This is a genomic window from Ruegeria hyattellae, assembly GCF_041537925.1.
In the GTDB taxonomy this organism is placed as follows: domain Bacteria; phylum Pseudomonadota; class Alphaproteobacteria; order Rhodobacterales; family Rhodobacteraceae; genus Ruegeria_C.
In genome coordinates this window covers 107,404-128,169 of the sequence record NZ_JBGOSH010000008.1, presented here as the reverse complement: position 1 = coordinate 128,169, position 20,766 = coordinate 107,404, and the positions used below count along the sequence as shown (strand labels likewise).

18 protein-coding genes are annotated in these 20,766 nt (G+C 62.0%); 14 read left to right on the top strand and 4 right to left on the bottom strand.

Annotation, left to right across the window (positions count from 1 at the left end):
* Positions 1 to 63: 63 nt before the first annotated feature.
* From AB1E33_RS18570 to AB1E33_RS18535, 8 genes are all read left to right on the top strand, one after another.
* Complete coding sequence (locus AB1E33_RS18570; protein WP_372578870.1) at positions 64 to 1,185, top strand: aminodeoxychorismate synthase component I; 1,122 nt, start codon at positions 64 to 66, stop codon at positions 1,183 to 1,185.
* Positions 1,140 to 1,790, top strand: a complete 651-nt coding sequence (locus AB1E33_RS18565) for an aminotransferase class IV family protein (protein ID WP_372578761.1) — start codon at positions 1,140 to 1,142, stop codon at positions 1,788 to 1,790. The genes AB1E33_RS18570 and AB1E33_RS18565 overlap by 46 nt, the downstream gene beginning before the upstream one ends.
* Entirely contained in the window at positions 1,783 to 2,451 is a 669-nt protein-coding gene (locus tag AB1E33_RS18560) for a CPBP family intramembrane glutamic endopeptidase (protein ID WP_372578760.1), read from the top strand. The genes AB1E33_RS18565 and AB1E33_RS18560 overlap by 8 nt, the downstream gene beginning before the upstream one ends.
* Positions 2,452 to 2,538: 87 nt before the next feature.
* Positions 2,539 to 4,314 carry an aspartate--tRNA ligase gene (aspS, locus tag AB1E33_RS18555; protein ID WP_372578759.1) on the top strand — a complete coding sequence of 592 codons (1,776 nt, stop codon included), beginning with the start codon at positions 2,539 to 2,541 and terminating at the stop codon, positions 4,312 to 4,314.
* A 139-nt stretch (positions 4,315 to 4,453) separates the two neighbouring features.
* A complete protein-coding gene (locus tag AB1E33_RS18550) occupies positions 4,454 to 5,836 on the top strand; it encodes a DUF1800 domain-containing protein (protein ID WP_372578758.1) in 1,383 nt (460 codons plus the stop codon).
* 13 nt (positions 5,837 to 5,849) lie between these two features.
* On the top strand, positions 5,850 to 7,049 hold the full coding sequence (locus AB1E33_RS18545) for a DUF1501 domain-containing protein (RefSeq protein ID WP_372578757.1): 1,200 nt from the start codon (positions 5,850 to 5,852) through the stop codon (positions 7,047 to 7,049).
* A gap of 180 nt (positions 7,050 to 7,229) precedes the next feature.
* Positions 7,230 to 7,850, top strand: a complete 621-nt coding sequence (rpsD, locus tag AB1E33_RS18540; protein WP_372578756.1) for a 30S ribosomal protein S4 — start codon at positions 7,230 to 7,232, stop codon at positions 7,848 to 7,850.
* A 146-nt stretch (positions 7,851 to 7,996) separates the two neighbouring features.
* Entirely contained in the window at positions 7,997 to 8,809 is an 813-nt protein-coding gene (locus tag AB1E33_RS18535) for a methyltransferase domain-containing protein (protein ID WP_372578755.1), read from the top strand.
* A gap of 16 nt (positions 8,810 to 8,825) precedes the next feature.
* Here AB1E33_RS18535 and AB1E33_RS18530 read toward each other — a convergent pair whose 3' ends face one another.
* Positions 8,826 to 9,827 carry a DUF2125 domain-containing protein gene (locus AB1E33_RS18530; RefSeq protein WP_372578754.1) on the bottom strand — a complete coding sequence of 334 codons (1,002 nt, stop codon included), beginning with the start codon at positions 9,825 to 9,827 and terminating at the stop codon, positions 8,826 to 8,828.
* A gap of 69 nt (positions 9,828 to 9,896) precedes the next feature.
* On the opposite strand from AB1E33_RS18530, the gene AB1E33_RS18525 reads away from it, so the two are divergent.
* The 3 genes from AB1E33_RS18525 (at position 9,897) to AB1E33_RS18515 (ending at position 13,320) form a co-directional block, all read left to right on the top strand.
* Positions 9,897 to 10,427, top strand: coding sequence for a gamma-glutamylcyclotransferase (locus tag AB1E33_RS18525; RefSeq protein ID WP_372578753.1), 531 nt, complete (start codon positions 9,897 to 9,899; stop codon positions 10,425 to 10,427).
* A gap of 64 nt (positions 10,428 to 10,491) precedes the next feature.
* Complete coding sequence (locus AB1E33_RS18520; protein WP_372578752.1) at positions 10,492 to 11,664, top strand: biopolymer transporter ExbB; 1,173 nt, start codon at positions 10,492 to 10,494, stop codon at positions 11,662 to 11,664.
* Positions 11,665 to 11,667: 3 nt separating this feature from the next.
* Entirely contained in the window at positions 11,668 to 13,320 is a 1,653-nt protein-coding gene (locus AB1E33_RS18515; protein ID WP_372578751.1) for a peptidoglycan -binding protein, read from the top strand.
* Between the two features lie 10 nt (positions 13,321 to 13,330).
* Here AB1E33_RS18515 and AB1E33_RS18510 read toward each other — a convergent pair whose 3' ends face one another.
* The 3 genes from AB1E33_RS18510 to gloB form a co-directional block, all read right to left on the bottom strand.
* Positions 13,331 to 14,290: a M23 family metallopeptidase gene (locus AB1E33_RS18510; protein ID WP_372578750.1), complete on the bottom strand. Its 960-nt coding sequence runs from the start codon at positions 14,288 to 14,290 to the stop codon at positions 13,331 to 13,333.
* Positions 14,290 to 16,614 carry an ATP-dependent Clp protease ATP-binding subunit ClpA gene (gene clpA / locus AB1E33_RS18505; protein ID WP_372578749.1) on the bottom strand — a complete coding sequence of 775 codons (2,325 nt, stop codon included), beginning with the start codon at positions 16,612 to 16,614 and terminating at the stop codon, positions 14,290 to 14,292. Before clpA ends, AB1E33_RS18510 begins: the two co-directional genes overlap by 1 nt.
* Before the next feature lie 176 nt (positions 16,615 to 16,790).
* Complete coding sequence (gene gloB, locus AB1E33_RS18500; protein WP_372578748.1) at positions 16,791 to 17,576, bottom strand: hydroxyacylglutathione hydrolase; 786 nt, start codon at positions 17,574 to 17,576, stop codon at positions 16,791 to 16,793.
* Between the two features lie 43 nt (positions 17,577 to 17,619).
* On the opposite strand from gloB, the gene AB1E33_RS18495 reads away from it, so the two are divergent.
* The 3 genes from AB1E33_RS18495 (at position 17,620) to atpA (ending at position 20,759) form a co-directional block, all read left to right on the top strand.
* Positions 17,620 to 18,354 (top strand): methyltransferase domain-containing protein, encoded by a 735-nt coding sequence (locus AB1E33_RS18495; RefSeq protein WP_372578747.1) that lies wholly within the window; start codon positions 17,620 to 17,622, stop codon positions 18,352 to 18,354.
* A gap of 305 nt (positions 18,355 to 18,659) precedes the next feature.
* Positions 18,660 to 19,220, top strand: coding sequence for a F0F1 ATP synthase subunit delta (locus tag AB1E33_RS18490; protein WP_372578746.1), 561 nt, complete (start codon positions 18,660 to 18,662; stop codon positions 19,218 to 19,220).
* Complete coding sequence (atpA, locus tag AB1E33_RS18485; protein ID WP_372578745.1) at positions 19,221 to 20,759, top strand: F0F1 ATP synthase subunit alpha; 1,539 nt, start codon at positions 19,221 to 19,223, stop codon at positions 20,757 to 20,759. It begins immediately after the preceding gene.
* Positions 20,760 to 20,766 lie beyond the last annotated feature (7 nt).

The window sequence follows — 20,766 nt, the reverse complement described above, 5'->3', positions numbered from 1 at the left end:
CTTTCCCCCTTCCAGTTTTCTGTGGTTCCTCTATATCCGGAGCCCTCTGACACGGGGCTGGATGTGGACATACGCTTTGATCAGGGCCCGGCCGGTCCGGGCACGGCGTTTACCTCTGCCATTGAGGTGATCCGCGCGGATGCGGCGGCGGATGTGCCAGCGGCATTGGCACGCATCGATGCCGCGCGCGCATCCGGTAAATGGCTAGCAGGCTATGCCAGCTATGAGCTGGGCTATGTGCTGGAACCCCGGCTTACACCGCTGCTGCCCGAGGGCAGACGGCTGCCGCTTTTGTGCTTTGGCGTCTATGACGCGCCCGAAGTGCAGGACGCGCAGATGCCTGCTGCGGCGCTCTCGCAGCCAAGGCCGCGCTGGGACGAGGCCCGCTATCTGCGTGCCTTTGACCGTGTGCATGAGGCCATTGGGGCCGGCGATATTTATCAGGCCAATCTGACCTTTCCGATCGATCTGGACATCGATGGCGAGGCAACCGCGCTCTATTCCGCGCTCTGCGGCGTGCAGCCAGTCCTTCATGGCGCGCTGGTCACGCAAGTGGGGCTGCCCGATCTGTTCAGCCGCTCACCCGAGCTGTTCTTTCGCACAGACGCGGACGGCGTGATCGAGACCCGCCCCATGAAAGGCACTCAGCCGCGTAGCGTCGATCCCGACGAGGATGAACGAAACCGCGTGTTTCTGGCGGGAGACATCAAGAACCGGGCCGAGAACCTGATGATCGTGGACCTGCTGCGTAACGATATCAGCCGGGTGTCGATACCGGGCACGGTGAAGGTGCCGGAACTGTTCCATGTCGAAACCTACGCCACGGTGCATCAGATGACGTCGCTGGTGCGGGCGCATCTGACGCCGGGTATGCAATTGTCGGATATCCTGCGGGCGCTTTTTCCATGTGGCTCGATCACCGGGGCGCCCAAGATAAAGGCGATGGAGATCCTGCGCGATCTGGAACCCTGGCCGCGCGACATATATTGCGGCAGCATTGGCTGGGCTGCGCCGGACGGGCGGTCAGAGTTCAACGTGGCGATCCGCACGCTGATGGTCGAGGATGGCGCGGTGACCCTGAATGTGGGCGGCGGTGTCGTTTGGGACAGCACCTGCGCCTCGGAATATGAGGAGGCGCTATGGAAAGCCCGCTTCGCCACCCAACTGAGCCTGATTTCCGCCTGATTGAAACGCTGGGCTACGATCCGGCACGCAGCTTTGTTCGGGTGGATCTGCATCTGGACCGAATGGCGCGCTCGGCGCAGGCGCTGGGCATGCCGTTCGACCGGGCCGCAGCGATGACTTGCCTGCGCGGGGTGGAGGGGGACGCGCCGTTGCGCTGCCGGTTGACGCTGGACGCGATGGGAGGGTTTAACCTGACCACCGGCGCGTTGACGCCTTCGCCCGATCCTTGGCGGGTGGCCATCGCTCCCGAACGCCTGGACCCCGATAACCCTTGGCTGCGCCACAAGACAACGCGGCGCGCGCTTTATGATGCGGCCCGCAAGGCGTTGCCGGAGGGTGTGGATGAATGGCTGTTCCTGAACACAAAGGGCGAGCTATGCGAAGGCACGATCACCAACCTCTTTGTCACGCAAAAGTCTGGACAGGTCATGACACCACCACTCTCATGCGGTTTGCTGCCCGGCATCCTGCGGCAGGAGATTTTGGCGCAGGGCAATGCCCGCGAGCAGATTGTCACTCTTGACGACCTGCACGCGGCCCGGCTCATATCAATGGGCAATTCCCTGCGGGGGCTGATCCGGGCGGAGCTGGTTGATATTGTTTAACGATCTTTCCCTCTACAACACGCCGAGCGACCGGCGGCTGAAGCTTGAGTTTGCTCTGTTCTATCTGGCGGCTCCTGTGTCCATTGCAGTGCTCCTGCCACCAACCATGATGTTTCCGGCACTTTTTGCCTTCACCGGGCTGGGTCTTGGGCTGTTGAATTTCACCCCTGATTTCCGCTGGGCCGAACTGCGCCATGGCTGGCGTGAATGGACGTGGCGCGAGGTGGCGTTCTTTGCGGTTGTGACGCTGGGGTTCTGCACGGGCCTGATCTATGCCCTGCGGCCCGAGGCTGCGTTCTTTCTGCTGCGCCAGCGCCCCGAACTGCTGGCGATGATCTGGCTTGGATACCCGCTGGTGTCGGCCCTGCCGCAGGAATTGCTGTTCCGGCCGCTGTTCTTCCGCCGCTACGGCACGATCCTGCCCGAGGGTGCGCGCGCCGACATTCTGAACGCCGCGATCTTCGCCTTCGCGCATCTGATGTATTGGAGCTGGCTGGTCGCACTGATGACCTTTGCCGGTGGCTTGCTGTTCTCTTGGGCGTACCGGCAGCGTGGCTCGTTTGTTTACGCGGTGCTGCTACACGCTGTTGCCGGAAACATCCTGTTTGCGGTGGGGTTGGGCGTCTATTTCTATTCCGGAAACGTTGTGCGCCCGTTTTGAGCCGGTTCCACCCCGTGCTCCCTTGACTTCCCGCGCAAGCCGGGGTGTATCGGCGCGATCATTTCTGCGCCCGAAGGGAATTCTCCGATGCATGTCTATCGCAGCCACACCTGCAACGACCTGACCGCCGCCAATGTCGGCGAGACCGTCCGCCTGTCCGGCTGGGTGCATCGGGTACGAGATCACGGCGGGCTGCTTTTCATCGACCTGCGCGACCATTACGGCGTGACGCAGGTGATGGCCGACCCTGACAGCCCGGTTTTTGCCGAGATCGAAAAGGTCCGGTCCGAATGGTGCATCCGCATCGACGGCAACGTGAAGGCGCGCGACGAGAGCCTGATCAACCCCAAGATCGCAACCGGCGAGATCGAGGTTTTCATCCGAGATATCGAAGTGCTGGGTGATGCGGGCGAACTGCCGCTGATGGTGTTCGGCGATCAGGAATACCCCGAGGAAACCCGCCTGCGCTATCGCTACCTCGACCTGCGCCGCGAGGCGATGCAGGCCAACATGACCCTGCGCTCGGACGTGGTGGCCTCGATGCGCCGTCGCATGTGGGACAAGGGGTTCCGCGAATACCAAACGCCGATCATCACCGCCTCCAGCCCCGAAGGCGCGCGCGACTTTCTCGTGCCCTCGCGCCTGCATCCGGGCAAGTTTTATGCCCTGCCGCAGGCCCCGCAGCAGTTCAAACAGCTGATCATGGTCTCGGGCTTTGACAAGTATTTCCAGATCGCGCCGTGTTTCCGTGACGAAGACCCGCGCGCCGACCGCTCACCCACCGATTTCTACCAGCTCGACCTGGAGATGTCCTTTGTCGAACAGCAGGACGTGTTCGACACGATCCAGCCGGTGCTGCAGGGCGTGTTCGAAGAGTTCGGAGAGGGCAAGAAGGTCGATCAGGACTGGCCGCAAATCTCCTATCGCGACGCGGCGCTCTGGTATGGCACCGACAAGCCCGACCTGCGCAACCCGATCAAGATGCAGGACTGCTCTGAGCATTTCCGTGGCTCGGGCTTTGCCATCTTCGCCAAGCTGCTGGAACAGGACGGCACCGAGATCCGCGCCATTCCCGCGCCCACAGGTGGCAGCCGCAAGTTTTGCGACCGGATGAACAAGTTCGCCCAAGCCGAGGGCTTGCCCGGCATGGGCTATATTTTCTGGCGCGATCAGGGCGATGGCATGGAGGCCGCAGGGCCTTTGGCCAAAAACATCGGCCCGGAACGCACCGAAGCGATCCGCCAGCAACTGGGGCTTGAGGTCGGCGACGCCGCTTTCTTCCTCGGCGGCAAGCCGAAAGCCTTTGAAAAGGTTGCAGGTAAGGCGCGCGATGTGATCGGCGAAGAGCTGGGCCTGACCGACAAAGACCGTTTTGCTTTTGCCTGGATCGTCGATTTCCCGATCTACGAACAGGACGAGGAAACCGGCAAGATCGATTTCGAACATAACCCGTTTTCGATGCCGCAGGGCGGCATGGCCGCGCTGGAAGGTGACCCGCTCAAGGTGCTGGGCTATCAGTATGATCTGTCCTGTAACGGCTACGAGCTGGTCTCGGGCGCGATCCGGAACCACAAGCCTGAGATCATGTTCAAGGCTTTCGAAATCGCCGGTTACGGCAAAGACGAGGTCGAGAAGCGTTTCGGCGGTATGGTCAACGCGTTCCAATACGGTGCCCCGCCGCATGGTGGCTGCGCGGCAGGCATCGACCGGATCGTGATGCTGCTGGCCGATACGGCGAACATCCGCGAGGTCATCATGTTCCCGATGAACCAGCGTGCCGAGGACCTGATGATGTCGGCGCCGTCAGAGCCCACCAGCGACCAGTTGATGGAGCTTGGCCTGCGCGTGATCCCGCAGGAATAACCACGTCCTGTTCGCAAACATCTGCCAGCGTGCGACGGAAAACGCACCGGTCCGCGTTTAATGTTCTTGAGAACGTGATTTCGGTGGTCCGGACCCTTATGTTAGGTCTTGGTTCACCCGCGATCTGAGGAGGGCAGCGGTGCGATATTCTCCGGAACTGGCGGCGATCCGGTTTGGCTGCGGGTTGTCTCCGATTGTGCCTCCGCCACGATCGGTCAGTGACCTGCTGGACGGGCTGACCGGGCCGGATGAGATGGCCCGGACTTATCCGATCGAACCGTTTGACCGGTACCAGGACCGGATGATCGACCTCGCCGCCCTCTGGAAGGCGTTTCGCAAGGCCAAAGGGGATGAGGCGAAAGGCAAGCTGCGCGACCAGATTGACGCGACGCGCAATCAGGCCCGGCGCGACGCGTCGGTTTGGTTTGCCCATACACTGATGCGCTGGACCGATACCCGCACGGGGCTGCGCGAACGGCTGGCGTTTTTCTGGGCAGATCATTTTACCGCGCGCGGCAAGAATGGCGCGATCCGGTATTCAAGCCTGCCGTATTTGGAGCAGGCGATTCGCCCGAAGATGACCGGGTATTTCTCGGATTTGCTGATTTCCGTCACCACCCATCCGCTGATGCTGCAATATCTCGATCAGGCCTATTCGGTTGGTCCCGATAGCCCGATCGCCCGGAAAAGGCCGGGCCGGGGACTGAACGAAAACCTCGCACGAGAGGTGCTGGAACTGCACACGATGGGCGTCGATGGCGCCTATACACAGGCCGATATCCGCGCCCTGGCCGAGCTGTTCGCCGGGTTGAGCTATGACTGGGCGGGCGGGTTCCGCTACCGGGCCGACTTTGCCCAACCCGGGGGCGAGACGGTTCTGGGCCAGGCCTATGGCGGTGCACAGGCGACTCTGTCTCCGGTTTTGGAGTTCCTGCGCGATCTGTCGGTTCATCCCGATACCGCCCGCCACATTGCCCGCAAGATGGTGGTGCATTTTGTCTCGGATCAGCCCGATCCCGATCTGGTCGCGCATGTGGCGCGGCGCTACCGTGAAAGCGACGGCCATCTGCTGACGGTTTATGGCGCGTTGCTGGAACACCCGGCGGCCTGGCAGCCCGCGTTGATGAATGTGAAGCCCCCGGCCGACTTTGTGGCCTCGGCCTGCCGGGCGCTGCATGTGCGTCCCGACCGGTTGGATTTGGACCGTCCCGGCCGGTTGCGTCGCCGGATTGGGCAGCCACTGACCCGGATGGGACAGCCCTGGTTGTCGCCAGACGGTCCGGATGGCTGGCCCGAAGAGGATACCGCCTGGATCACACCACAGGGGCTGGCAAGCCGGATATCATGGGCCATGAACCGGCCCAGGCAACTGGTTGACGACCTGCCCGACCCGAGGCGGTTCCAGTGGGATGCACTGGGCTCTTATGCGCCTGCATCGGTGCGGTTTGCGGCGCAGGCCGCAGAAACGCGGGCCGAAGGGGTGGGTCTGGTGCTGGCATCGCCGACGTTTCAGAGGCGATAGGAGAGGGCATGCGATGATACCTGATCTGACACGACGCGGCTTTCTGACCCGATCGACCCTTGTCGGTTGCTCGGCAGCGGCCAGCCCTCTGCTGACCCGCGTCAGCTTTGCCGCCGCCCCCTGGGACACAAGGCTGGTGGTGATCATCCTGCGCGGCGGCATGGACGCGCTGGACGTGGTGCGCCCCCATGGTGACCCCGATTATGCCGGCGCGCGGAAGAGACTTTTGCGACCGGAAGATCCTGTGATTGATCTGGACGGGTTCTATGCGCTGCATCCGGCGCTGCAACCGCTGCTGCCGCTCTGGCGGGCCGGCGAACTCGGTGCAGTGCAGGCGGTTGCCACGCCGTATCGCGACAAGCGCAGCCATTTCGACGGCCAGGACCTGCTGGAAGCGGGCAGCATGGGGCTGGGCGATGTGGCAGGCGGTTGGCTGAATCGGGCTATGGGGCAGGTGCCGGGCGTGTCGGCGCGCACCGGTTTCGCGCTGGGTCATGGCGAGATGAAGCTGCTGGCAGGAGACACCTCGGTGACCGACTGGTACCCCGATACGGCCCTGTTACTCAGCCCGCAGGCTGCCCTGCTTGCCGAACAGATGATGGCCGAAGACCCGTTGTTCCATGGGGCCTATGCACAGGCCATGGCGCTGATGGGGGACGGACAGGAGGGTGAGGCCGGTGCCGATGGACCTGCCAAAGGACATCGCAGCCGAGTGTCCGAGCATGTGAACATCGCCAACTATGCCGCAGAGCAGCTACGCGGCGAAGCGCGGGTCGTCGGCTTTTCGCTCAATGGCTGGGACACTCACCGGGCGCAGACCAAAGGGCTGACCCGGGCGCTGAAGCGACTGTCGCAGACCATCCTGACGCTCAAGCGTGAGCTGGGCGCGCCGGTCTGGGGCAAGACCGTGGTGCTGGCCATGACCGAGTTCGGCCGCACCGTGCGTCAGAACGGTACCGGTGGCACCGATCATGGCACTGGCGGCGCGCTGCTTTTTGCCGGTGGCGCGGTGCGGGGCGGTCAGGTGCTGGGCGACTGGCCGGGCCTGCAGGAAAGCGCGTTGCTCGACCGGCGCGACCTGATGCCAACCGCCGATCTCAGGGCCTATGTCGCGGGCGTATTGCAGGGTGTTGCGGGGCTGGACCGATCCACGCTGGAACGCACGGTGTTCCCGGGGTTGGACATGGGCGGCCAAACCGGCCTGCTGCTCTGACCTACCGCGCGCCGGCTGGTGCAAAAACACGGTTGACTCGCCCCACGGCATCTCTATAAGCGCGGATTCATTGGTGTTGGTGGCCCCCGCAAGGGGATGCCTGTCATGGGGTCAGACCCAAGAGGACAACGCCCTTCATAGTGGTCCATCCGGACCTCGACCTAAAGAAGGAGATCAGCCGTGACCAAACGCACGTCTGCCAAGCACAAAATCGACCGCCGCATGGGCGAAAACATTTGGGGCCGTCCCAAATCCCCCGTCAACCGCCGCGAATACGGCCCCGGCCAGCACGGTCAGCGCCGCAAGGGCAAGCTCAGCGATTTCGGTATCCAGCTGCGCGCCAAGCAGAAGCTCAAGGGCTACTACGGCGATCTGACCGAAAAGCAGTTCCGCCGCATCTATGCCGATGCTGTGCGTGTGACCGGCGATACCGGCGAAAACCTGATCGGCCTGCTGGAGCGCCGCCTGGACGCCGTCGTCTATCGCGCCAAGTTCGTGCCGACCGTCTTTGCTGCCCGTCAATTCGTGAACCACGGCCACGTGAAGGTGAACGGCAAGCGCGTCAACATCCCGTCCTACCGGGTCAAGGAAGGCGACGTGATCGAAGTGCGCGACAAATCCAAGCAACTGGCTATCGTGCTGGAAGCCGCTGGCCTGGCCGAGCGTGACGTGCCCGATTACATCGATGTCGATCATTCGAAAATGACTGCCACGTTCGTGCGCGCACCTGGGCTGGGCGATGTGCCCTATCCGGTGGTGATGGAACCGAACCTGGTCGTGGAATTCTACGCGAAGAACTGATCTTCGCCAGATTCACGGAATTTGGAAGGGCTGCGCGGATTGCGCGGCCCTTCTTCGTTTGCCCGCTGCGCGTAAACTGTGGTGGATGAGAGGTCTTTGAGAAAATCTGATATGCTGCGCCCAGCTTCAACATTGGATGCCGCACCATGTCAGACCCCTATTCAAACCTTGCAGCACAGAACCAGAGCACCCAAGCCCAGATCGCAGACGCGATGGAGGCGCGCTGTCTGGAGCCTGCCCAGATCGAGATCCGGCGTGCCTATTTGAGCGGGCTTTCACTGCACGCAGGTGCGTTCGCTGTCGAGTTTGGTTCGGGAACCGGTCATGTGACACGTGATCTGGTTTCCATGGCCGGGGCCGCGCGGGCGCTTGGTATCGAGCCGTCGCCGGTGATGGTGGCGCGGGCGCAATCCCATTTTTCAGGTGATCCCCGGTTAAGTTTTGAAACAGGTGACGCCAAGCGGACCGAGTTGCGGGACGCTTCGGTTGACCTTGTCCTGATGCATACATTGCTGTGCCATGTTCCCGAGCCGCAAGAGGCCGTTACCGAAGCGTTTCGGGTACTAAAACCCGGGGGAACGCTGGTGATCTGTGACGGGGATTACGATACCGCCACAGCCCAGATCTCGGATTTTGACCCGCTGGATCAGATCATCCGTTTCATGATCAACCAGAACGTGACGAATCTGTGGATCATGCGCCAGATCACCGAGATGCTGACGGGGGCGGGATTTGCGCTCGGGTCACGGCAGGGACACGGCTATGTCGCGGAAGGCGAGGCCGCCTATTTCATGACCGTGATTGAAAGAGGTGCGGATCGGATGGTGGAAACCGGCCTACTGTTCCCGGAAACGGCCGACGCGCTGAAGCAAGAGGCACGGCGGCGGGTTGAGGCCGACAAGTTCTTTGGCTTCATGTCCTATGTCAGCCAGATTGCGATCAAGCCTAACAACCTGTGAACGGGCAAGGGCGTCTTCAGCGCAGGATCAGCCGGGGTGCCGGTCCCAGTGGGATCGGGCCAAGTGCGACGAACCCGTCGCGGAAATTCAGCTGCACGTCCAGTGAACTGCGGTTGCCGCCTAGCCCCGCCAGCATGCCCAGAACGCGGCTTGTTGGGCCGACCGCCTGTTCGGGAATGGCGCCTGCCGCCTGCGCCATGGCCAGCATTTCCTGCCAGTTTTCCGCCTTGAGCGCGATCTCTCCGGTGGGGATGCCCTGCGGGTCGACATCCAGCTCTCCGGTCGCGAAAAGCCGCAATTCACCCCAGCGCATCTCGGCCAGGCGTAGGTCGATCATCTGCGGCTGCGGGCGGCGCTCCTCTAGCGCGCTGCGGTCCCAGGGCTTGTCAAAGCGGACCACCATATCAAGCTCAAGCGCCTCGAAGCTGCGGGGCAGGGCGCTGTCAGAGTGCAGCAAGCGCCGCAGGGTGTTTCCGGGGGAAAACCCCTCGGCGGTGACCCCGAACGTGTAGCTGTCGGATTGACCCTCCTGCGCCATGGCAAGGGACAGCGTGTCGGCCTCGAGAACCGTGCCGTCCGCGGTATCGATGCTCCAGCCACCCGAAGTCAGGGACATGCGCCGCAATTCGAGCCGGATACCGGGATGCAGATGCAGGTCGGCGGTCATGTCCTGCGCTGTCACTACGACGGTTTGGTCGAAATAGGACAGGCGCTGCGGCGTGTCGGCAAAGCGCAGGGTCTGCCGCCCGGGCCAGATCGCGGGGCTGTCCAGCGCGATCCGGTCGGCCTGCCAGGCGGTCCCGGTACGCGGGTCGGCCAAGGCCGGGCTGGTCAGCGTGGTCCGGTGGCGCAGCGGGTAACCAGCGGTCGAGATCGCGGCGTAATCGGCCTGCCAGCCACGTGCCTCTTGTGCGGCAAACCACGCCGCAATGCTGCTGCGCAGCCCGTAGGCGGCGGCAAACCAATAGCCTGACCACAGCACGATCACCAGAATGGCGAGTTTCAGCAAACGGCGCATGCTCGATTGGCCCCTTTTTACCGGCTTTGATTTGGTATTTATAGGGCGAAACAGGCAAGGACCAGTGCGATGACGATGTGGGTATTCGGCTATGGCTCGCTTTTGTGGAACCCCGGCTTTCCGGTGGACCGGAGCGCGGTTGCGACGTTGCATGGCTATGCGCGATCTTTCTGCATGAGTTCCATTCACCACCGGGGTACCGAAGAAAAGCCGGGGCTGGTTTTGGCGCTGGACGAGGTTGCTGGGGCCCATTGCCAGGGCCTTGCCCTGTCAGTGCAGGCGGGGCACGAGGACCAGACGCTGGCCGAGCTGCGCGAACGCGAATTGATCTCGTCTGCCTATCTGGAACGGATTCTGGAGGTTGAACTGGCAAGCGGCGAGCAGGTCACCGCTGTCACCTATGTGATCGACCCCCATCATGTGCAATATTGCGGCGGCCTCGCGCTTGAGGACCAGGCCCATATCATTGCCCGCGCAGCGGGCGGGCGCGGGCCGAATACCGACTATCTCTACAATACGGCGCAACATTTGGCCGAGATCGGGCTGAGCGACCCTGATCTGGACTGGCTGACCACGCGTGTCCGCGCCTTGACCGCATAAAGCCTTGGCCTTGCGGGTGGCTTTTCGGTAGGTTCAAGCCAGAGCAGAAAATCAGGACACGCGCATGGCGCAGGCACGTTTCGAGGCGAGACCGCAATTCTCGCGCCCCTTCCGGCAGATCATCATGATGCTGGTCGTAATTGGCCTGTCGGGGTTCGGCGTCTTCGTGGCGCTGCCGCGCGTCGCCTCGGTGTTTCAAGCGAACCCGTATCTGAACGGCTTTATCCTACTGGTCTTTGTCATCGGCGTTCTGGCCTGTTTCTGGCAGGTCTTCCAGCTGATCGGATCGGTGCGCTGGATCGATGGTTTTGTCGGCGGGTTTGAACGCGAGGGCATTCCCGCGCCGCAGCTTCTGGCGCCGCTGGCCACGCTGCTCAGCGCGCGCAGTGCGCGGATGCAGATCAGCTCTACCTCGACCCGCTCGATCCTTGATTCGGTGGCCGAGCGGATCGAAGAAGAACGTGAGATCACCCGATACATCACCAATGTGCTGATTTACCTGGGATTGTTGGGCACCTTCTTTGGTCTTGCCACGACGGTTCCTGCCATTGTCGACACCATCCGCAGCCTCAATCCCCAAGAGGGTGAAGAGGGGCTGGCGGTGTTCAACCGGCTGATGGTTGGTCTGGAAACGCAGCTACAGGGTATGGGCGTTGCCTTTGGGTCATCCCTGTTGGGTCTTGCCGGGTCGCTGATCGTCGGCTTGCTGGAGCTTTTTGCCAGCCACGGCCAGAACCGGTTCTATCGCGAGTTGGAGGAATGGCTGTCGACCATCACCCGGGTCGGGTTCTCATCCGGCGATGATGGCGGGTCCGATGCGGGCGTCATGGATGGCGTGATGGAGGCGATGACCGAGCAGATGGATGGGCTGCGGGTGATGTTCGAAAGCTCCGAACAGGACCGTGCAGCGCTTGCGGGAAAGATGGGCGATCTGGTCAACACGATTGCCCAGATGAACCAGCGCCAATCCGATGCAGACGGTGTCACCCGCGCGCTGGAACGTCTTGCCGCCAATCAGGAAGCGCATGTGGAACTGCTGCGCAGCCATGAATACAGCGACGGATTTGATGCCGAAAGCCGGATGCGGCTGCGCTCGATCGATGTGCAAATGCTGCGCATCCTCGAAGAGATTTCGGCCGGACGGCAGGAAAGCATGGCCGAGCTGCGCAGGGATATCGACACGCTCGTCACGGCGCTGACTCGCCGCAGCGACACGCCCATCGTGGACGAGGATTGACCCATGGCTCTGTCCCGGCGCACAGGTCAACGGTTCCAGGGCTCGGTCTGGCCCGGATTCGTTGACGCGATGACCGGGCTGCTGATGGTGCTGACCTTTGTGCTGACCATCTTCATGGTGGTGCAATTCGTGCTGCGCGAAACGATTTCGGGGCAGGAAAGCGAGTTGGACGCGCTGTCGAATGAGGTCTCGGCGCTGGCCCAGGCGTTAGGGCTGGAAGAACAGGAAAACGATCAGTTGCGGCAACGGGTGGGTGCGCTGAACGCCACGCTGTCCGAGGCGCAGGGCAGTCTGACGCAGGCGCAGACCCTGATCGCAACCCTGACGGCGGAACGGGATCGGCAGGATGCCGCCCTGACCGAGGCGCAGACACAGATCACCGCGTTTGAGGTACAGGTTGCGGCACTGATCGCCGATCGCGATGCGGCCCTGGCCAATGTGGACAATCTCGCGGCCCTGCAGGAGCAATTGCTCTCGGAACAAGAGGCACTCAACATTGCGCTGGCGCAATCGCGCAACGAGGTCGATGCGCAGGTCGAGGCGGCCCGCCTTGCTGCTGCGCGCCGTGAAGCGCTTGAGGCGCTGGTGGCCGATCTGCAAAGCAAAAGCACGGAAAGCAGTGAGCAGATCGCAGCGCTGCAGAGCCAGATTGACGCGGAAGAGGCGGCGCGGCTGGCCGAAGCTGCCGCAGCCGAAGCGCTGCGGGCGCGGCTGCGCAATGCCGATACTGAACTGACCGCAATGACGCTGGCGCTTGAGGCGCAGCGCAAGGAGGCCGAAGAGACGCTGACGCTGCTGGCGGCAGCGGATGCGGCCAGGAATGCGCTGAAGGGCGATCTGGAGGCTGCCCGATCCAAGGCCGATGAGGCCGATACCCGCGCCGCGCTGCTGGCGCAGGCCCGCGCCTTGCTCGCGGCAGAGCAGGAGGTCTCGGCCGAGGCGCAGCGCCAGACGGCGCTGCTGAACCAGCAGATAGCGGCGCTGCGCAGCCAGTTGGGCGGGTTGCAGGCGCTGCTGGACGATTACAAGGCGCGCGATGAGGCGGCACAGGTGCAGTTGCAGTCGCTGGGTCAGGACCTCAACACCGCGCTGGCCCGTGCCGCATCCGAAGAGCGGCGGCGGCGCCTCTTGGAAGAAGCAGAACGCAAGCGGCTGGAAGCGGAGGCCGAGGACCTGCAGGCGCAAGCCAAGGATCTGGAACGCTACCGGTCAGAGTTTTTCGGACGGCTGCGCGATGTGCTGGGTCAGCAGGAAGGCGTGCGGATCGAGGGCGACCGCTTTGTCTTTTCCTCCGAGGTTTTGTTTGCGCCCGGTTCGGCGACATTGTCACCCGAGGGGCGGTTCGAGATCGCCAAGATCGCCGAGATCCTGCGTGGCATCGCACGCGATATCCCGCCCGAGATCAACTGGGTGATCCGGGTCGATGGCCATACCGACGACACGCCGCTTGGCGGCACCGGGCGTTATCGCGACAATTGGGAGCTCAGCCAGGGCAGGGCACTGTCGGTTGTTCGTTATATGGTGAACGCGCTGGGGATCGCGCCCAACCGGCTGGCGGCGAACGGATTTGGTGAATTCCAGCCGCTCGATACAGCGGATACCGATGAAGCCCGCGCGCAGAACCGGAGGATCGAATTGAAACTGACCGAGAAGTGAAAGGCGATGGTTACTGGACGGTCGCCGTCGTCGATTTCCGGCTGATCACCTGCCCATTCCGCAGCAGGCTCACCGTGCCGGTATAGGTGCCGGACGGCCAGCGATCAGCGGTCAAACGTTTGCCGTAAGCCCTAAAGAATCGCGCGCGGTTGCGCTCCAATGCGACCTGTTGCCCGCCGAAAGGTCCGTCCGGGCCGATGATTTCGATCCGCAGTACATCGCCTTTCAGTCCACCATAGGCGAGGCCGTACAAGACCAGGCCGGAGCTTTGCTCGGGCAGCACCTGCTGCGCGGCGTCGCCCGCGAGAACATCGATGAATTCGGGAACCTGCGGGGCGAAGCCCACATCCATCAGCGCACCCGGGATATAATCTGGCGTGTCGGCCCAGAGGCTTGCACCGGTTTGTCCACACTGTGCCCGGTCGGAGGTGTCAAAAGGGTCAATCACCTGTCCGCCCTTGCGCACCGAAAGGTGCAGGTGCGGGAATTGGGTCTTACCACTCAGCCCGATCTGACCCAGCACGGTACCAGCATCGACGATCTCGCCGGAGCTGACGCGGACCGACCCCTGACGCAGATGGCAATACTGGGTTTCCCAGCCATCGGGATGTTTCAGCACCACGCCATTGCCGCATTCGCGCCCGTCGACCTGCGCGGTCGTGTCATTGGAATAAAGCTGGTCGGGCATTGAATTGCGGGTGCCCTGCACGATACCTGGGGCGGCGGCGCGTACATCCACGCCCTGCTGCATGGCGCGTAAAGTGGGTAGTGCGAAATCGGTGCCTTTGTGGCCGTCGTAAGACAGCGCGCCACACATGAAATCCCGGGCACCGGCGCCGGGATCACGGTCAACGAATTGCTGGATATAGCAGGTTTCACCCAGATTGCAGTCAACCGGGAAGCTCAGGACCGGATCGCTCGCCGCCGGACCGGCAGCGAGCGCAAGTGTTGCGAGCAGTCGCCCGTACATCAATCCGCGGTCAGCAGCGGAGGCTTGTCGCCCGGAATGCGCGGCTGGCGCGGGCCGTTGATCTGCAGATCCAACTCGCCGTTCTTTATAGCGACCTTCACCACCCCGCCCTTGGCGAGTTTGCCGAACAGCAGCTCTTCGGCCAGCGGTTTCTTGATGTGCTCCTGAATGACGCGGCCCAGCGGGCGGGCGCCCATCTTGTCGTCGTAGCCTTTGTCAGCCAGCCATTCGGCGGCCGGTCGGGTCAGTTCGATGGTCACGTTGCGATCCAGCAGCTGCGCCTCAAGCTGGAGGACAAATTTCTCGACCACCTGCAGGATAACCTCTTTCGGCAACGGCGCGAACGAGATCACCGCGTCCAGGCGATTACGGAACTCCGGCGTGAACATCCGCTCGATCGCAGCGGTGTCCTCGCCTTCGCGACGGTCACGACCAAAGCCAATGGCTTCCTTGGCCTGTTCCTGCGCCCCGGCATTCGAGGTCATGATCAGGACAACGTTACGGAAATTCACCGTCCGGCCATTGTGGTCGGTCAACTCGCCATGATCCATCACCTGCAGCAGGATGTTGAACACATCCGGATGCGCCTTTTCGATCTCGTCCAGCAGCAGCACGCAATGCGGGTGTTGGTCGACGCCATCAGTCAGCATGCCGCCCTGGTCAAATCCGACATAGCCCGGAGGCGCACCGATCAGGCGGCTGACCGCGTGTTTCTCCATGTATTCCGACATATCGAAACGCAGCAGTTCGACCCCCAGCGTATCGGCCAGCTGTTTCGCCACCTCGGTCTTGCCGACACCGGTGGGACCGGCAAACAGGTAGTTGCCGATGGGCTTTTCAGGCTCGCGCAGGCCCGCGCGGGCCAGCTTGATCGCGCTGGAGAGTGCGTCGATGGCCTTGTCCTGTCCGAACACCACGCGCTTGAGCGAGGCTTCGAGGTCCTTGAGAACCTCGGCATCGTCTTTGGTGACGTTTTTTGGCGGGATGCGGGCGATCTTGGCGACCACGGCCTCGATCTCTTTCACGCCGATAGTCTTGCGGCGCTTGCTTTCCACCACCAGATGCTGGGCTGCGCCAGCCTCGTCAATCACGTCGATGGCCTTGTCGGGCAGTTTGCGGTCGGTGATGTAGCGCGCCGCCAGCTCGACCGCAGACTTGATCGCGTCGGCGGTGTATTTGATGTCGTGATGTTCTTCGAAATATGGTTTCAGGCCGCGCAGGATCTTGATGCTGTCTTCGACCGTGGGTTCGTTCACATCGATCTTTTGAAACCGGCGCGACAGAGCACGGTCCTTTTCGAAATGCTGGCGGAATTCCTTGTAGGTGGTCGAGCCCATGGTGCGTAGCTTGCCGCCCTGCAAGGCGGGTTTGAGCAGGTTCGAGGCATCCATCGCGCCGCCCGAAGTGGCACCGGCACCGATCACCGTGTGGATCTCGTCAATGAACAGCACTGCGTCGGGGTGGTTCTCCAGTTCCGAGACGACGGCCTTGAGCCGTTCCTCGAAATCGCCACGATACCGGGTGCCCGCAAGCAACGCGCCCATGTCGAGCGAATAGATCGTGGTGCCCGACAGAATCTCGGGTGTGTTGCCATTAACGATCTTGCGCGCCAGACCTTCCGCGATGGCGGTCTTGCCAACTCCGGGGTCGCCCACCAGCAGCGGATTGTTCTTGCGGCGGCGGCACAGCACCTGAATGCAGCGCTCCACCTCAAGGTCACGACCGATCAGCGGATCGACATCGCCGTCACGCGCTTTGGCGTTCAGGTCGACGCAGTATTTCGACAACGCGCTTTCCTTCTGTTCCGGTTCGCTTGCTGTCGTCTGGGTCTCTTCCTCGGCCTCATCAGAGCCTGAGACCGGGCGGTTTTCGCCATATTCGGGGTCCTTGGCCACGCCATGAGCGATGAAGTTCACCGCGTCATAGCGGGTCATATCCTGTTCTTGCAGGAAATAGGCCGCGTTGCTTTCGCGTTCGGCAAAGATGGCGACCAGGACATTGGCGCCGGTCACTTCGGTCCGGCCAGAGCTTTGCACATGGATCGCGGCACGCTGGATAACCCGCTGGAACGCTGCGGTCGGCACCGCCTCGGACCCGTCGATATCGGTTACCAGGTTTGACAGGTCTTCGTCGATAAATTCGACCAGGGTTCCGCGCAACTCATCCAGATCGACACTGCAGGCTTTCATCACCCGCACCGCGTCGGGTTCGTCGAGCAGTGCCAGAAGCAGGTGCTCGAGCGTTGCGAATTCGTGGCGCCGTTCATTCGCAGCTGCAAGAGCCGCGTGGATGGCTTGTTCTAGTGTGCTCGAGAATGAAGGCACCGGCGTGCTCCTCTATACTGGGGTTGGCAGGGGGCGGATTTGGTGTTGGTCCCCCCAGACCAACCATGTCCTCATATTATTAGAGTTTGGTTGAACATGCGGCGGCTTCAAGGGTTTTTTGCTAAATCATCCTCACATTTAATGTGACTGATGCGGTGAAGTCGGGAAAACGCGCGTCAGAATCTGTCCTTGCGGGCCCGGATTTCCGCAAACACGTCAACCGGTGCCTTGCCGCTCATCCGCAGATTCGCCTGAATTTCCGGTTCCTTGGCCCGCAGGAAGGGGTTTGTGGCCTTTTCCAAGGCCAATTCGGAGGGGACGGTGGGCCGCCCGGCCGATCTTGCCTCAGCTATATCCGCGATGCGTTTTTTCAATGCCGCATTTTCAGGCTCGATTGTTTCCGCGAAACGACCATTGGCCTGCGTGTATTCATGGCCGGAGTAAACGATGGTGTCATCCGGCAACGACGCCAGCTTGCACAGCGAGGTCCACATCTGTTCGGGCGTTCCTTCGAACAACCGCCCGCATCCCAGTGCCATCAGGCTGTCGGCAGTGAACAGCGCATGGCTTTGTGGCATATAATAGGCGATATGCCCAACGGTGTGGCCGGGCACATCGATCACCTGCACATCCTCACGCGACATGGAAAAGACACTGCCTTCGCGCACCTCCAGATCGAGTTTGGGCAGGCGCTGCGCATCCGCTGCCGCGCCCACCACGGTGGCACCGTAGCGCGCACGCAGCGCCTCGACCCCGTCCACGTGGTCCCAGTGGTGATGGGTCAGCCAGATCTGATCCAGCGCCCAGCTGCGGCGGTCAAGCTCGGCCTCGATGGCGGTGGCCTCGGGCGCGTCCACAAGCGCGGTCAGCCCGCTGCCCGGCGCATGGATCAAAAAGGCATAATTGTCGCTGAGGCAGGGGATTGTGACGATCTCAAGAGGCATGGCCTTTTGCCCTTTCATTGCTAGACTGCGCCAAGCTAAGCCGATCAAGCGAGCGCCTGCAATGCATCTGGACGTCCAGGATCTGAGGAATTTCTACTACCGCAGCACGCTGGGGCGGGCGGCGCAGGCGGCCATTCGCGGGCGGCTGCTGGAGCTGTGGCCTGAGGCGCATGGTCAGACTGTGGCCGGGTTCGGCTTTGCGGTACCGCTGTTGCGCCCTTATCTGAAGGAGGCGCGCCGGGTGATCGGGCTGATGCCCGGACCGCAGGGCGTGATGCCCTGGCCTGCCGGAATGCCCAATGTGTCGGTCTTGTCCGAAGAAACCATGTGGCCGGTCGAGACCGGCCATGTGGACAAGCTGGTGGTGATGCACGGGCTGGAAACCTCGGAACGACCCAGCAACGTGTTGGACGAATGCTGGCGTGCGCTGGGCCCGGGCGGCAAGGCGATGTTTATCGTGCCCAATCGCGCCGGGCTGTGGTCGCGGTCAGACAAGACACCCTTTGGATTCGGGCGGCCCTACACATTGGGCCAGTTGGAAGCACAACTGAAAGAGCATCACTTTCTGCCCGACGCGCACTGCTCGGCGCTGTACCAACCGCCATCCTTCCGGCGGTTCTGGCTGAAATCCGGGGCGCTCATCGAAAAAACCGGAACACGCTTGCCGACGATCATGGCGGGTGGCGTTTTCATGGTCGAGGCCAGCAAACGCATACAACCGCCCAGCGGGCGCGTCGTTCGGCCCGAGCAGAAGCGTCCCATTAAGGCTTTGGATGGGCTGCTCAAGCCAGCTTGATCGCAAAGACAGGTATCATTCTGCGCCCTTCCAGGCGAATAAACATGCGGTAGGAATCGCGAAAACTTGCAATCTCGTAACATTTTTCAGGCAGACAGTGAGGGCAAAGCGTCACACTTTCACCTAACCCTCTGAAAACAAATGATTTGAGGATAAGTGCGCCGCAGTTATACTGTATTGCGACGTTGTGAACGCTCTGCTACATCCCCGGTGATTTTGATGCCCTGCCGTCCTGGCGGGGTTTTATCACACCCCCGGTTTGGCTGTTTTGCACGAATTCGGGGCCAAGTAGCGGAAGGGTGGACGTGTCCGAACCAGCTTCGATTTCCGCCGGCATCGCCGAGCGTTACGCCACCGCGATCTTCGAGATCGCGAAAGAGAACAAGAACCTTGACGGCCTGGAGACAGGCGTCACCGATTTGGCCGAAGCCTTGGACGCCAGTGCCGATCTGCGCGACCTGATCCACTCGCCGCTGGTCTCGCGGGCTGATCAGGCTGCGGCCATTGGCGCAATTGCCAAAAAGATGAACCTGGACCCGGTGCTGGGCAACGCGTTGGGCCTGATGGCGCAGAAGCGCCGCCTGTTCGTCGTGCCGCAACTGATCGCGGCGCTGCGCACGGCGCTGGCCGACGAGCGTGGCGAAGTGACCGCTGAGGTGGCGTCGGCCAAGGCGCTGACCAAGACCCAGATGGAAAAGCTGTCCGCGACGCTCGGTGAGCAGGTGGGCAAAACCATAAGTATCAACGCGACCGTCGATGAAAGCCTCATTGGCGGTCTTGTCGTCAAAGTGGGCTCGAAGATGATCGACAGCTCGATCCGCTCCAAGCTCAACTCCCTACAGAATGCAATGAAAGAGGTCGGATAGATGGGTATCCAAGCTGCAGAGATTTCTGCAATCCTGAAGGACCAGATCCAGAATTTTGGTCAGGAAGCAGAAGTGGCCGAGATCGGTCGCGTGCTGAGTGTCGGTGACGGGATTGCCCGCGTCTATGGCCTCGACAACGTGCAGGCCGGTGAGATGGTCGAGTTTCCCGGCGGCATCATGGGCATGGCGCTGAACCTGGAAAGCGACAACGTCGGCGTCGTGATCTTCGGCTCCGACCGGGACATCAAAGAAGGCGACACCGTCAAGCGCACCAACGCGATCGTGGACGTTCCGATCGGGAACGAACTGCTGGGCCGTGTTGTGGACGGTCTGGGCAACCCGATTGACGGCAAGGGCCCGATCAACGCGACCGAGCGTGGCGTGGCCGACGTCAAGGCGCCGGGCATCATCCCGCGTAAATCGGTGCACGAACCGATGTCGACCGGCCTGAAATCGGTCGACGCGATGATCCCGATTGGCCGCGGCCAGCGGGAACTGATCATTGGTGACCGCCAGACCGGCAAGACCGCCGTGGCGCTGGACACCATCCTGAACCAGAAATCGGTGAACGAAGCCGCAGGCGATGACGAGAGCAAGAAGCTTTACTGCGTCTATGTCGCCGTCGGCCAGAAACGTTCGACCGTGGCACAGCTGGTTAAGCGTCTGGAAGAATCCGGGGCCATCGACTATTCGATCGTGGTTGCCGCAACCGCGTCCGACCCGGCGCCGATGCAGTTCCTGGCACCTTACGCCGCAACCGCGATGGCCGAGTTCTTCCGTGACAATGGTCGCCATGCGCTGATCATCTATGATGACCTCTCCAAACAGGCCGTGTCCTATCGTCAGATGTCGTTGCTGCTGCGCCGCCCGCCGGGACGCGAAGCCTATCCGGGTGACGTTTTCTACCTGCACTCCCGCCTGCTGGAGCGTTCGGCGAAGCTGAACGAAGATTTCGGTGCCGGTTCGCTGACCGCACTGCCGGTTATCGAAACCCAAGGTGGCGACGTGTCGGCCTTTATTCCGACCAACGTGATCTCGATCACCGACGGCCAGATCTTCCTGGAAACCGAGCTGTTCTATCAGGGCATCCGTCCTGCTGTGAACACCGGTCTGTCGGTGTCGCGTGTGGGCTCCTCGGCTCAGACCAACTCGATGAAATCGGTTGCCGGTCCGGTGAAACTGGAACTGGCTCAGTACCGCGAAATGGCGGCCTTTGCGCAGTTCGGCTCTGACCTCGACGCCGCAACCCAACAGCTGCTGAACCGGGGTGCGCGCCTGACCGAACTGATGAAACAGCCGCAGTATTCGCCGCTGACCAACGCGGAAATCGTATGCGTCATCTTCGCGGGCACCAACGGCTACCTCGACAAGATCGACGTAACGGAAGTTGGCCGGTACGAGGCCGGTCTGCTGGCGCATCTGCGTGGCAAGCACGCCGATTTGTTGGACTGGATCACCACCGAAGATCCCAAGATCAAGGGTGATGCGTCCGACAAGATCAAGGCTGCGCTGGACGAATACGCCGCAACCTTCGCTTAAGGAGAGG